Origin of the sequence: Tsuneonella suprasediminis (genome assembly GCF_003605755.1) — a bacterium.
Classification (GTDB): domain Bacteria; phylum Pseudomonadota; class Alphaproteobacteria; order Sphingomonadales; family Sphingomonadaceae; genus Tsuneonella; species Tsuneonella suprasediminis.
The window spans coordinates 99,275-112,104 of sequence record NZ_RAHJ01000019.1; the positions used below are offsets into that span (position 1 = coordinate 99,275).

At 60.6% G+C, this 12,830-nt stretch carries 12 protein-coding genes; 4 read left to right on the plus strand and 8 right to left on the minus strand.

Annotation, left to right across the window (positions count from 1 at the left end; genetic code table 11):
- Nucleotides 1–227: 227 nt before the first annotated feature.
- Nucleotides 228–2,534 (minus strand): ATP-dependent helicase, encoded by a 2,307-nt coding sequence (locus D6858_RS10350; protein ID WP_120109899.1) that lies wholly within the window; start codon nucleotides 2,532–2,534, stop codon nucleotides 228–230.
- A 110-nt stretch (nucleotides 2,535–2,644) separates the two neighbouring features.
- On the opposite strand from D6858_RS10350, the gene D6858_RS10355 reads away from it, so the two are divergent.
- Complete coding sequence (locus D6858_RS10355) at nucleotides 2,645–3,250, plus strand: hypothetical protein (RefSeq protein WP_120109901.1); 606 nt, start codon at nucleotides 2,645–2,647, stop codon at nucleotides 3,248–3,250.
- Nucleotides 3,251–3,479: 229 nt separating this feature from the next.
- On the plus strand, nucleotides 3,480–3,875 hold the full coding sequence (locus tag D6858_RS10360; RefSeq protein ID WP_133305276.1) for a hypothetical protein: 396 nt from the start codon (nucleotides 3,480–3,482) through the stop codon (nucleotides 3,873–3,875).
- Nucleotides 3,876–3,889: 14 nt separating this feature from the next.
- On the opposite strand, the gene rsmD is transcribed toward D6858_RS10360, so the two are convergent.
- The 3 genes from rsmD to D6858_RS10375 are packed head-to-tail and all read right to left on the minus strand — an operon-like array spanning nucleotide 3,890 to nucleotide 6,369.
- Nucleotides 3,890–4,435: a 16S rRNA (guanine(966)-N(2))-methyltransferase RsmD gene (gene rsmD, locus D6858_RS10365; RefSeq protein ID WP_120109905.1), complete on the minus strand. Its 546-nt coding sequence runs from the start codon at nucleotides 4,433–4,435 to the stop codon at nucleotides 3,890–3,892.
- A complete protein-coding gene (locus D6858_RS10370) occupies nucleotides 4,432–5,193 on the minus strand; it encodes a pseudouridine synthase (RefSeq protein WP_120109907.1) in 762 nt (253 codons plus the stop codon). Before D6858_RS10370 ends, rsmD begins: the two co-directional genes overlap by 4 nt.
- Nucleotides 5,194–5,211: 18 nt before the next feature.
- Complete coding sequence (locus tag D6858_RS10375; protein ID WP_120109909.1) at nucleotides 5,212–6,369, minus strand: aromatic ring-hydroxylating oxygenase subunit alpha; 1,158 nt, start codon at nucleotides 6,367–6,369, stop codon at nucleotides 5,212–5,214.
- Nucleotides 6,370–6,444: 75 nt separating this feature from the next.
- On the opposite strand from D6858_RS10375, the gene D6858_RS10380 reads away from it, so the two are divergent.
- Complete coding sequence (locus D6858_RS10380; protein WP_120109911.1) at nucleotides 6,445–7,785, plus strand: AmpG family muropeptide MFS transporter; 1,341 nt, start codon at nucleotides 6,445–6,447, stop codon at nucleotides 7,783–7,785.
- Between the two features lie 46 nt (nucleotides 7,786–7,831).
- On the opposite strand, the gene D6858_RS10385 is transcribed toward D6858_RS10380, so the two are convergent.
- The 4 genes from D6858_RS10385 to trpB form a co-directional block, all read right to left on the minus strand.
- A complete protein-coding gene (locus D6858_RS10385; protein WP_120109913.1) occupies nucleotides 7,832–9,127 on the minus strand; it encodes a bifunctional folylpolyglutamate synthase/dihydrofolate synthase in 1,296 nt (431 codons plus the stop codon).
- A gap of 34 nt (nucleotides 9,128–9,161) precedes the next feature.
- Nucleotides 9,162–10,010, minus strand: a complete 849-nt coding sequence (accD, locus tag D6858_RS10390; RefSeq protein WP_120109915.1) for an acetyl-CoA carboxylase, carboxyltransferase subunit beta — start codon at nucleotides 10,008–10,010, stop codon at nucleotides 9,162–9,164.
- Between the two features lie 68 nt (nucleotides 10,011–10,078).
- On the minus strand, nucleotides 10,079–10,858 hold the full coding sequence (trpA, locus tag D6858_RS10395) for a tryptophan synthase subunit alpha (RefSeq protein ID WP_120109917.1): 780 nt from the start codon (nucleotides 10,856–10,858) through the stop codon (nucleotides 10,079–10,081).
- Nucleotides 10,859–10,928: 70 nt separating this feature from the next.
- A complete protein-coding gene (gene trpB / locus D6858_RS10400) occupies nucleotides 10,929–12,143 on the minus strand; it encodes a tryptophan synthase subunit beta (RefSeq protein WP_120109919.1) in 1,215 nt (404 codons plus the stop codon).
- Nucleotides 12,144–12,380: 237 nt separating this feature from the next.
- On the opposite strand from trpB, the gene D6858_RS10405 reads away from it, so the two are divergent.
- Nucleotides 12,381–12,788 carry a hypothetical protein gene (locus tag D6858_RS10405; protein WP_120109921.1) on the plus strand — a complete coding sequence of 136 codons (408 nt, stop codon included), beginning with the start codon at nucleotides 12,381–12,383 and terminating at the stop codon, nucleotides 12,786–12,788.
- The last annotated feature ends 42 nt before the right edge of the window (nucleotides 12,789–12,830 follow it).

Consider the following 12,830-nt stretch of genomic DNA (forward strand, 5'->3'; position numbering starts at 1 on the left):
TGGACCACATGTTACACTGCCCAGAACCAGAAAAACCCTTTGCGGATTCGGTGAAAAAATCTTGTGAATTCAGTGACAAAGCCGAACTCCATCCTGCAATGGCGCATATGTGCGATGTAGGAAACCGTCTGTGCACTCCGAACCCGCAGAGGCTGGTGCGGGGCGGTGCTGATCTGGGCTAATCTGACGTAGGCTCAGTTGTGTCTGTCGGCATAGGAAGAAGTGCCTCAGGCAAGCGATACAAAACTGTCGATCACCCGCTTTGATCCGGCCTGCTCGAATTCGATTTCGAGCTTGTTGCCATCCTGATCGGTCACAATCCCATATCCGAACTTGTCATGGAACACCCGCTGACCGACAGCGATATCGGTGCGGGGTTTGGCGGCGAAACTGGCGACCGAACGGGTGGTTTCCTTCACCCGCTTTGGCGCGGCATCGTATCCGGTGGTCAGCGCCCGTTGCCAGCCGGGGCCACGTGCGTGCGAGCGATCCGGGCGGTTGCTGGAAACATGGGCAAAGGGATCGTCATGTTCGCTCAGCCCGGCGCGCCACAGCGAGGCACCGCCCGTTAGCGTCGATTCCTCGGTTATATGGTCGGCAGGCAGCTCCCCAACGAAACGGCTGGGTATGGAGCTGGTCCACTGGCCATAAATGCGCCGGTTGGCCGCGTGAAAGATCGTGCAGCGCCGCCGCGCGCGGGTGATCGCGACATATGCCAGTCGGCGCTCTTCCTCCAGACTGGCAAGACCGCCTTCGTCGAGCGAGCGCTGGCTGGGAAAAACGCCTTCTTCCCAGCCGGGCAGGAATACATGATCGAATTCCAGCCCTTTGGCAGCGTGCATCGTCATGATGGTGACCTTTTCGCCATCATCGGCGCGGTCGTTGTCCATCACCAGAGCGACGTGTTCCAGAAAATCGCCCAGCGTGTCGTACTCTTCCATTGCGCGCGCCAGTTCGGAGAGGTTTTCTGCCCTTCCGGCGCTTTCTGCTGTCTTGTCTGCCTGCAGCATCGCGTCGTACCCGCTTTCGTCCAGTACGGTGCGTAGGAGTTCGGATGGAGTGACAGTCTCTGCCAATTCGCGCCAATGGAGGAACTGCCCCATCAGCGCGGCAATGGTGGCCGAGGCCCGTTTGGGCAGTTCGTCGCTATCAGCCAACTGCAGCGACGCAGCGGCCAGCGGCAGGCCGGTGTTGCGCGCATGGCGATGCATCAGTTCCAGCGTCTTTGCACCAAGCCCGCGCTTGGGTTGGTTATAGATTCGCTCGAATGCCAGATCGTCCTGCGGTTGAGCGATGACGCGCAAATAGGCCAGCGCATCGCGAATTTCGGCGCGTTCGTAAAAACGAAAACCCCCGACAATCCGATAGTTAAGGCCGATTTGTATGAACCGGTCTTCGAATTCGCGCGTCTGGTACTGGGCGCGCACCAGAATGGCCACGCGATCCAGCGGCAGACCTTCGCGCTCCAGACGCTCGATCTCTTCACCGACGCGGCGGGCTTCTTCCGGGCCGTCCCAGACGCCGACGACACGGACTTTCTCTCCCGCCTCGACTTCCGTCCACAATGTTTTGCCGAGCCGTTCGCTGTTCTCACGGATCAGCCCCGATGCCGCAGCGAGAATATGCGGGGTGGAGCGATAGTTCTGCTCCAGCTTGATGACTTTCGCCCCCGGAAAATCCTTCTCAAATCGCAGGATATTGGCGACTTCCGCACCGCGCCAGGAATAGATCGACTGATCGTCATCCCCCACCACGCAGATATTCTTGCGCTGCTGGGCCAGCAGGCGCAGCCACAGATACTGAACCTGATTGGTGTCCTGATATTCGTCCACCATGATATATTTGAAGCGCTGCTGATAATGGGCCAGCACCTCCGGCTCCCGCCGCAGGATATTCAGCATGTGCAGCAGCAGATCGCCAAAATCGCACGCATTCAGAGCCTTCAGCCGATCCTGATACAGACGATAGAAATGCTGGCCACGTCCGTTGGCATAGGCTTCGTTTTCGACCGCATCGAGATCGTCTGGATTGAGCCCGCGATTCTTCCATCGGTCGAGCAGCCCGGCGAACTGTCGGGCAGGCCAGCGCTTTTCATCCAGCCCCTGTTCGACGATCATCGCCTTCAGCAAGCGCAACTGATCGTCGGTGTCGATGATGGTATAGTTCGATTGCAGGCCGACCAGTTCGGCATGGCGGCGCAGCATCTTGGCGCCGATCGAATGGAAGGTACCGAGCCAGGGCATTCCCTCCACCGCCTCGCCGATATGGCCTGCGACACGTTCGCGCATCTCCCGCGCGGCCTTGTTGGTGAAGGTGACGCACAGGATCTCGCTCGGCCACGCCCGGCGTGTTGCGACGAGGTGTGCAAGACGTGCGGTGAGCGCCGCAGTCTTGCCAGTGCCCGCTCCGGCCAGCATCAGCACCGGCCCTTCGGTGGTCAATACGGCTTCCCTCTGGGGCGGGTTCAGGCGCGCTGCATAGGAGGGAATCGGCGTGATCTCGCCGTCATTGGGGAGGGGGGTTATCTCAGTCATCAATCGGCGAACAACTAGGGAACATCGCGGGCGGGCGCAAGCCGGGGGCTGTGGAACCGCTTATGCAGCAAAACGTAGTGGGGGCAATGCAATAAGCGGAGAATTGACCTATGAAGAGCACATTGATTGCAACCGCCGCAGCACTTGCTCTGGCGATGCCCGCATCGGCAGCTTTTGCTCAGGACGAAACTGTTGTCGCCACCGACGCCAGCGGCGATGTCTTTGTTATGACCGACACGCAGCAGGCGGCCTACGATGGCTGGCCCGCCGAGCGGCAGACAGATTACGATAGCTGGCCGGACAACTATAAGGTCTATTACTGGACGCTCACCCCCACACAGCAAGATGGTTGGTGGGTGCTGACACCCGATCAGCGCGGCAAAGTTCTGGTTATGACGCCCGAGCAACAGACCGCCGCATGGACTTCGATCACCGCACAGATGAACGGTGCCCCGCCGCCGGTCGCATCCGGCACCGCAGCTGCCGCCACGACCGCCGCTGCCACGGCCAGCACCGCCGCGCCGCGTTTCGTGAGCGGCGAAGTGGTGCAGGCCACGCCCGCCGATGCCAGTCCGCCCAGTGGCGATTTGCCCGTCTGTTCCAAAAACCAGCAGGACAACTGCATCAATGCCTGGGAAGCCGGTAAACGAGGTAAGGGTGTGACCAAGCCGCTCGACCACTGGCCGGGCAAACCCGCTAGCGAAATGAAAAAGTAGAATCCATTTCAGTCGCTTGAGACTGATGGAGAGGGCGGCGCTTCCCAATAAGGGAGGCGCCGTTTTCGTTTGACCGCATAAATGCCACGGTAACCGGCTGGTCGACTGAGGGCTGCGGTGGGGCGATCAGCCTACGGATTGAGGTTTCTGCCATCAAACGCCAAACAGAATGGGTCTTCACGGGTGGGGTGAAGACTGAGTGTTCGTTACGCAGGATTAGGAGTTAATAATGCGTAATATAGTCAAAACACTGATGGTCGCCGCTATTGCCCTTCCGAGTGCCTCCGCTCTGGCGCAGGATGTCGATGCCGCTGCGGATGCCCCCGCAGCCGAAGCGCCTGCCGACGCCAGCGGGATGACCGCCGAGCAGAAGGCTGCATACGATGCGTGGACGCCTCAGGGTCGCGCAGCTTACGACAGCCTTGGCGCGGATGAGCAGACCTATTTCTGGACTCTGGCCGATAATCGCAAGGAAGCTTTCCTGCGACTTGCGCCCGATAGTCGTTCGGCGCTGATGTCCGTGCCCGAAAGCCAGCGGGAAGCTGCCTGGCAGCAGTTCGAATCCCGTGCGGAAGCGCTCGATGCATCGCCCAGCGACAGCGGCGAAACGCCTGACGCCAACTAACCTCGCTTGATCGCTCAGGGCGCGCCGTGCAGCAGATGCAGCGCGGCGCGCCCGACTTTGCGGGTCGTGCTCAGCGCCAGAGATTTCACCGCCGGGTCTTCCTTCGCGCCGGTTTCCAGAGCGACCCATGTCGCTTCGCCTATCCAGCCCAGCCGGTGCAGCCGGTCGAGCGCCACTGCGCCCGCGCCGGTATCATAGGGCGGGTCGAGCAGGATAAGATCGTATGTCTTTTTGGCCGGGCCAAGCGCCATGACCGAACCGGCGCGCACTTCACACCGGGGGCGGGCGTCGAGCGATGCGATATTCGCACGGATTGCTTTCAGTGCGGCATCGTCCTGTTCGACGAACAGGCACGAGGCGGCCCCGCGCGAAAGAGCTTCGAACCCCAGCGCGCCGGAACCAGCGAAAAGGTCGGCCACCGCCAACCCTTCGAAATCGCCAACCCGACTGGTGAGCATGTTGAACAGTGTTTCGCGTGTCCGATCGGCGGTGGGCCGTGTCGCTTCCCCTTTGGGCGCGACAAGTTTGCGACCGCGCCATTCGCCAGCAATGATCCTCATTTGTTTTCGCGGCCCAACTGTTTGCGTAACCGTTCGACCTGAAGCTGCGGAATTTCCATCGCAGTACCGCGTGGCATATCGCCCAGTTCGAAGGGGCCATATCCGACGCGGATCAGGCGGTTCACTTCCAGCCCGAGATGTTCGAGCACGCGGCGCACCTCGCGGTTTTTGCCTTCGGTAATGCTCATCACGATCCACTGGTTGCGGCCGGTGCGCCGCTCCATATCGGCATCGATCCGGCCATAATGCATCCCGTCGATAGTGACGCCTTCGATCAGCGCTTCCAGTTGATCCTGTGTCACATCACCGAAAGCGCGGGCGCGATATGTGCGCGGTACATTCGATGACGGCAGTTCCAGCGCGCGCTTCAGTTCGCCGTCGTTGGTCAGCAGCAGCAGACCTTCGGTATTCATGTCGAGCCGCCCAATCGGCATCAGCCGCGGTGTACCCTTCGGCAAAGCATTGCGCAAAGCGGTGTAGATAGTGGGGCGGCCCTTTGGGTCGTATTCGGCGGTAATCAGCCCGGTGGGCTTGTGAAAGGCGAATACGCGGGTCGGTTCGGCGCGGCCCACCGGCTTGCCATCGACCGTCACCCCTTTGAGGTTGGGAATGATCGTGGCCGGGGTTTCCAGCACTTTACCGTCGATGGCGACGCGACCGGCATCGATCATACGTTCGACCTCGCGTCGACTGGCGATACCCGCGCGGGCGAGGAGTTTTGCGATGCGTTCGCCCTGAGGCCGGTCCGACTGTGACATGGCGCGCGCGTTAGGCCTTCAATTGGCTGCGCGCAACGCCTCGCTCACCGTCTGGTGGAAGCGGTGGATGCCGGTTTCCAGTGTGCCGAGGGTTATTTCACTGACCACTCCGGTCTCCAGCCCCTGTTGCCCCAGCTCGGCTGCGCGAAAATCTTCGCTGGCAAATACCCCTCCGTCGAGCAAAGCCCAGCTGCGTTCCCAATGCTCACGTGCCTTGTCGGACGCGGGCGCTTCGGGGATCAACATGAAGTCTTCCACCAACGTGCAGTCGTGTGACTGCGGCATCAGGACCATTACATTGATATAGTCGGGGCTTGGAATGATAACGGTGGCGGGCAATAGCTGGTACGCAAACGTCACGAACCGGCGCACCGCCGCCATATCGGTCAGATCCACGCCATCCAGTTCCTCCGCGCGGCCAACAGCAGAGCGGGCATGGGGACCGATCATATCGCCGCTGGTCACGCCATCTTTGAAAAACGGCGCAATCGTTTTCGCGTGCAGACGCAGCACATGGTAACTTTCGAGGAAGGCATCCATGATGAGCTTCCAGTTGCCGCGCACGGTATGCGTTTTCCGGCGGAACAGGAAATGATCCTGAGCCCCGAACGCGGCCATGTCTTCGCCCACTTGCTGAGCATGGGTGAAATCGGCGCTGTCGAATGGCGAAAACCAGATCAGTCCACCGGTTTCGCAACTGGGTAGTTCGACGAGGGAGAACTCGCTTTTGTCCATGCCGGGAAAGGTTTCCGGCCGGGGCAGGGCGATCAACCCGCCATCGAGGCGATATGTCCACGCATGATATGGGCACACCAACCGCGCGGCACACTGCGCCTCGGTTCCTTCGACCAGCCGGGTTCCGCGGTGTCGACAGACATTGTGGAACACATGTATCTGCCCCGCTTTGTCCCGCGTGAGCAGCAGTTGCCGGCCGGTGGCATCGTGCGGCACGACCATACCCGATTCGGGCAGCAGAGCGCTCGGTGCGATAACCTGTGGTAGTCGGTCGAACAAAGCTGCCTTCTCGCGCGCGAAATGCGCGGGGTCGGTGTAAACATCTGCCGGAACCGTAGTGATGCCGATTTCACTGCGCTGTTCCCCACGCGCGACGGCCTGAGCCAATGCAAGCTGGCCAGCTGTGGGTTTTTTCCCCGGAGCGGTGATGGTCTGTGCCATTGCGACGCTTCCTTAATCCTCTCTCGTTGGTCTAAGTGTCGCACGAAACCTGTTAAACGTGAAGGACGCTAGGGAATGGCCGAAACGATATCCGACGAACGGCGCAGCCTGTGGGATTCGGTGCGGCCATATCTGGAGAAAGAGTCGCTGGCGGCGTTCTTTCTGGGCGTGTCGTCCGGTTTTCCGTTTGCGCTGCTGGCCTCCACGCTGACTACGCGACTGGCGCAGGATGGCATCGAGAAATCGACCATCACGGCGTTCACGCTGGCATTCTTCGTTTATAACCTCAAACCGCTGTGGGCGTGGATTATAGACGGCGTCCGTTTGCCGGTCATCGGCGCAATGGGGCAGCGCGTGTCATGGATGTGTGTCACGGGGGTGCTGGTGATCGCGGCGGTGATCAATCTCGCTCTGTCCGATCCGCAAGGGGACATATACTGGACAGCGACCAGCGCGGTTCTGCTGGGCCTCGCCGGGGCGAGCTTCGATATCGTGATCGATGCATATCGCATCGAAACGCTCAAACCGTATCAACTCGGCACGGGTTCGGGGATGAGCCAATATGGTTGGCGTATCGGGGCCGCGGCGGCCGGCGCGCTCGCGCTGGTTGTGGCGAGCCGCATGGGGTGGAGCGCAGCGTATATGGTGTGCGCTGTGTTCGCGCTGCCTGCCATGATCACTGCGCTGGTTCTGGGCGAACCGGAGCGGCGCAAAGTCGTGGCCCAGAAACGATCGATAGACGAAATCTGGCAGTCGATCGCCGGTCCGTTTGCGGAATTTTTCCGGCGCAGTGGCGCGTGGCTGGTGCTGGCATTTATCCTTGTTCACAAAATCGGCGACACCTTGGCGAACCTGACGTTCCGCCTGTTGTTCGACGATCTGGGGTTCAGCAATGATGAAATCGCGCTGTACGATGTCGGCGTGGGCTTCTGGGCGCTGATCATCGGCGTGTTTGTGGGCGGGATTATCTACGCCAAACTGGGTCTCAAGCGGTCCGTGCTGATCGCACTGATCCTGATGGCGGTGTCGAACCTCAGCTTCGCTTTGCTCGCGGCTGCGGGGCATTCGAATATCGGCATGGCTGGGGCGATCGGATTTGAAAACTTCGCCAGCGGCTATGGCGGTGTCGTGGTTGTCGCCTATTTCTCGGCGCTGTGTGATCTTCGCTTTACCGCGGCGCAGTATGCGCTGATCAGCGCGGCGGCGAGCGCGGTGGGGCGGTTCCTGACAGGCACGACCGCAGGATCGCTGATCGAGGCGTTCGGTTATGTCGATTTCTACCTGCTGACCACGGTTTTGGCGCTGCCGGGGATCGTGCTGTTCTGGTGGATGATGCGAACCGGACTGGTCGATGCCGCGATGGGCACCGCCGGAGAAGTGGGGGAAGGCGACGCGCGGAACGATCCGGCGGTGTAGGGGTGACCCGGTCGGCGCAGCCTTTCGGTCGCGCCGATTACCCCGATCAGTCCGGCAGCTCTCCGTTCAGTCTGAGCACTTCGCCCGCGAGGTAGAGTGACCCGGCGATAAGAACTGGCGCACCGTCCGAACCGATTGCGGTGAGCGCATCCGAAACCGACTCTGCCGCAACGGCGTCCGCACCAAAGGCAGTCGCATCATGCGCCTCGCTGCCAGGAATGGGCACAACGGTCAGGCTGGCCAGTCTGTCTGCCAGCGGGTTGACGATTGCTTCTGGATCTTTGTTCACCAGCATCCCGATGACCAGATGAACCGGGCCGGGAAAATGGCGGGCGATAGCGGCGCCGGCATCGGGATTATGGCCCCCGTCTAGCCACAGGTCGTGCCCCGGCACCAGCGCGGCGAGCGGGCCGTGCGACAGGCGCTGCAGGCGCGCGGGCCATTTTGCGGCGCGCAACCCCTGTTTCATTGCCGCATGGCTCACAACCAAGCTATCCTGATGGCGCAACATAGCGATGGCGAGCGCAGCATTATCGGCCTGATGCGCGCCGGGAAGAGCGGGCAGGGGGAGGGAAAGGGCGCCCGCCTTGTCAGAATATTCGAGCCCATCCTCGCTCGTGCGGGCATCCCATTCGTACCCGCGCATTTTCAGTCTCGCACCCACACGGGTGGCAGTTTGCGTCACGGCAAGCGCGGCGGCGGCCGGGTATCTCTGCGTGACCAGAGGCGTTCCTGGGCGGGCAATACCCGCTTTCTCGAACGCGATTCGTGCGAGAGGTTCGGTTGGAGTGCCTTCTTCCGGGGAGAGCAGAAACGCCTCATGGTCGAGGCCGAGGCTTGCGATCCCGCACACAGCCGGATGTTCGATCACGTTCGTGGCATCGAACCGCCCGCCCAGACCCACCTCAACAATACAGGCATCGGCAGGATGCCGGGCGAAGGCGAGGAAGGTTGCAGCGGTGGTGACTTCGAAAAAACTGGGAGAGAGGTCTTCACCTGCATCCAGCACTTCGCGCAATAATCCCGCCAGTTCGGCATTGGAAATCAACTTGCCTGCGATGCGGATGCGTTCGTTATAACGCACCAGATGCGGTTTGGTCGCGGTATGTACCGTCAATCCCTCTGCTTCGAGGATATAGCGCAAGTAAGTGCAGGTGGACCCTTTGCCATTGGTGCCCGACACATGGAACACGGGCGGCAAGCGATCCTGCGGGTTGTCCAGCCGCGCCAGCAATGCGCGGATCGTTTCCAGCCCCAGTCGCCCCTGTGGCAGCGATAGTTTCGCCAGCCGGTCCAGTTGGTCCCGAACTGCCGGATCGTCCGATCGTGCAAAATCTTTCATCGCAAGCCCCTCCCGATCTGGAGAGGGGGCTGGGTCACGCGGCCTTCGCGGGCTGGAGGTAATCGAGCAGTGTCGCCAGCCGTTCTTTCAGTTCAGCACGCGGCACGACCATATCGACCATCCCGTGTTTGTGCAGATATTCGGCGCGCTGGAACCCTTCGGGCAGTTGCTCGCGAATGGTGTCCTGAATCACGCGTTGCCCGGCAAACCCGATCAATGCGCCCGGTTCGGCCACATGAATGTCGCCCAGCATGGCGTAACTGGCTGTAACGCCGCCGGTAGTGGGATCGGTCAGCACGACGATATAGGGCAGGCCCGCTTCCCTCAGCCGACGCGTCATAACCGTCGCCTTGGGCATCTGCATCAGGCTCAGGATACCTTCCTGCATCCGCGCGCCGCCAGCTGCGGTGCAGACGATATAGCCGCAACCGCGAGCCAGCGCCTGCTCCGCACCGGCGCAGAATGCAGCGCCTACAGCCATGCCCATGCTGCCGCCCATGAAGCTGAAATCCTGAACCCCGACAACGGCAGGGCGCCCATCGATGGAGCCCGAACCGACGCTGAACGCATCGCGGTGCGGATTCTTGGCGCGTGCCTGTTTGATGCGGTCGGCATATTTCTTGGTATCGCGGAACTTGAGCGGATCTTCATGCACTTCGGGCTGGGGGAGCAGTTCGAACCCTTCGTCGAGCAGCTGCGCCAGCCGCGTATCGGCATTGATCCGGCCATGATGGCCACAACGCGGGCATACCGACAGGTTCTCTTCGTATTCTTTGACGAAAAGCATTTCCTGGCAACTGGGGCACTTGATCCACAGATTGTCAGGCGTCTCGCGCTTGGCAACGAACGGCAGCGAGTTGCGGACGCGGGTGAGCCAGCTCATTTCATTCGACCTTTTTGATTTCTCGTCATCGCGGACCTAGCGCAACACTTGCTCCGCCGAAAGACGGATTACCGCGCGCCATGAATCGCATCGGCCAGCGATGCAGTGAGTGTTCTGATGTGTTCCGGCGCGTTTGCACCATATTTTTCAACCAGTTCGACCAGTGCGGAACCGACCACGACGCCATCGGCAACATTCGCGATCTCTGCAGCTTGCTCAGGCGTTCTCACGCCGAAACCCACCGCAATGGGGATATCAGTCGATTGCTTGATGCGGGTCACATTGGCTTCGATCGATTCGATGGCGGCTTGCTGCATCCCGGTGATACCGGCAACGGCGACGTAATAGAGAAACCCGCTCGACCCATCGAGAACGGCTGGCAATCGTGCGGCATCGGTGGTCGGCGTGGCCAGACGGATTGGTGAAATGCCAGATTCGCGCAATGCTGGACCGAGCGCGGCATCCTCTTCAGGTGGAATATCGACGCAGATCACGCCATCGACGCCTGCTTCCTTCGCGGCGCTGGCGAACCATTCGGGCCCACGCCGGACCATCGGATTGGCGTAACCCATCAGTACCAGTGGTATATGCGGGTGCCGCTGGCGAAAGGCGCTGGCACTGGCAAGTACGTCTGCCGTTGTTGTCCCTGCACCCAGGCTGCGGAGGTTAGCTTTCTGAATCGCCGGGCCATCGGCCATAGGGTCGGTGAACGGCATTCCCAGCTCGACCACATCGGCCCCGCCTGCGACCAGCGCGTCGAGATTGGCGGCGGTGTCCCCGTCGCCCGCAGTCAGGAAGCAGACGAGCGCAGGGCGCGGTTTGGCAAAAGTGGCGGCGATGCGATTCATAGTGGCATTCCAAAATGGCGTTTGCGAACCACGACCATCAGCTGGGCAGTGGCGATGATCGCTCCGCGCTTCAAATCTTCACTCCCAGCGCGTCGGCCACCGTGAAGATATCCTTGTCTCCACGCCCCGACACGTTGACGAGGATGATCTGATCCTCGCGAAAGTCTTTCGCCACTTTGGGCAGAGCTGCGAGTGCGTGGGCGCTTTCCAGAGCAGGGATGATGCCTTCGAGACGGCAACATGTCTGGAAGGCATCCAGCGCTTCGTCGTCGGTGACCGGCAGATATTCGACCCGCCCGCTTTCGTGCAGCCATGAATGCTCCGGCCCGATACCGGGATAATCGAGACCGGCGCTGATCGAGTGTGCTTCGGTGATCTGGCCATCCGCGTCCTGCAGCAGATAAGTCTTGTTACCGTGGAGCACGCCGGGCGAGCCGCCCGTCAGGCTGGCGGCGTGCTGCCCGCTTTCGATACCGTGTCCGGCCGCTTCGATTCCGATCATTTTTACATCGGGATCGTCCAGAAACGGATGGAACAGCCCGATTGCGTTCGATCCGCCACCGACCGCGGCGAGCAACAGGTCCGGCAATTTGCCAGTGCGGGAGAGCAATTGCGCGCGGGCTTCCTTGCCGATCACGCTCTGAAAATCGCGGACCAGTTCGGGGTAGGGGTGCGGTCCTGCAGCGGTGCCGATAATGTAAAACGTATCGTCCACATGGGCGACCCAGTGGCGCAGCGCTTCGTTCATCGCATCCTTGAGCGTGGCCGCCCCGCTTTCCACCGGCACCACTTCCGCGCCCAGCAGCTTCATGCGGAACACATTCGGCTGTTGCCGGGCGACATCGGTGGCGCCCATGAAAATGGTGCACGGCAACCCGAACCGGGCACAGACGGTGGCGGTGGCGACCCCATGCTGGCCCGCGCCTGTTTCCGCGATGATCCTGGTTTTACCCATGCGGATCGCGAGCAGGATTTGCCCGATGCAATTGTTGATTTTGTGCGCGCCGGTGTGATTCAGTTCCTCGCGCTTGAACCAGATCTGCCCGCCGCCCAGCGCCTCGGTCAGCCGTTCCGCGAAATAGAGCGGGCTAGGGCGACCGACGTAGTGTTCCAGCAAGTCGTCGAATTCGGCCTGAAACGCCGGATCGGCCTTTGCCGCGCGGTAGTGCTTTTCCAGATCGAGGATCAACGGCATCAGCGTTTCGGCGACATAGCGGCCGCCGAACTGGCCAAAGTGCCCGCTATCGTCGGGCTGGGTGCGAAACGAGTTTGCGATCGTGCTCATGATTGGTTTGGCGCTTGGCAGAGGGCGCGAACCATGTCCAGCGTGTGCAATGACGGGCCGCGATGGGGGGGGGGGTCGGTGGACCGCACAATTGCGAAATAATTAACATTTAAACGGATTGTTTTTTACCAAAAGAATTATTATTTGGTAGAATTTGAATTTATAATTCGATTTAATTTGTGGAGATTATATTAAATGCACAATAAATTATTGTCATTGTCACTTATAGTTATTGCAATGGTATATTCTGCGTCGGCCCATGCTGGTGAAAGCTATGCAGAAGTTCGCGGCGGATACGTGTGGCAGGATCGCTTTAATTCTGCGAGCATCGGTACTGCCGTGGGCCATAACTGGCAAATTGGCGCCAATCAGTTTGTCGGTGTGGAAGGTTCCGTCGATAAGGCTACGTCCCGAGGGGGCGAGTATGTCTGGGCGCTGTCCGGTCGTTTGGGGACGAAGGTTGCCGCCAATGGCAGGGCTTATGTTACCGGTGGGTTCAGCCATGCCGAAGCGGGGGGCGCAACCCATCTCGGTGCGGGCTATCAACGCGCGCTGGTTGGAAGTATTTATCTGAAGGGCGAATATCGCCACATGTTCAGCGACCGGGGCAACATGGTGCTGGCCGGGATCGGGTTCGCTTTTTGATGGTCTGTTGATCGCCATCGGCACAGGTGTTCTTTCGTACGA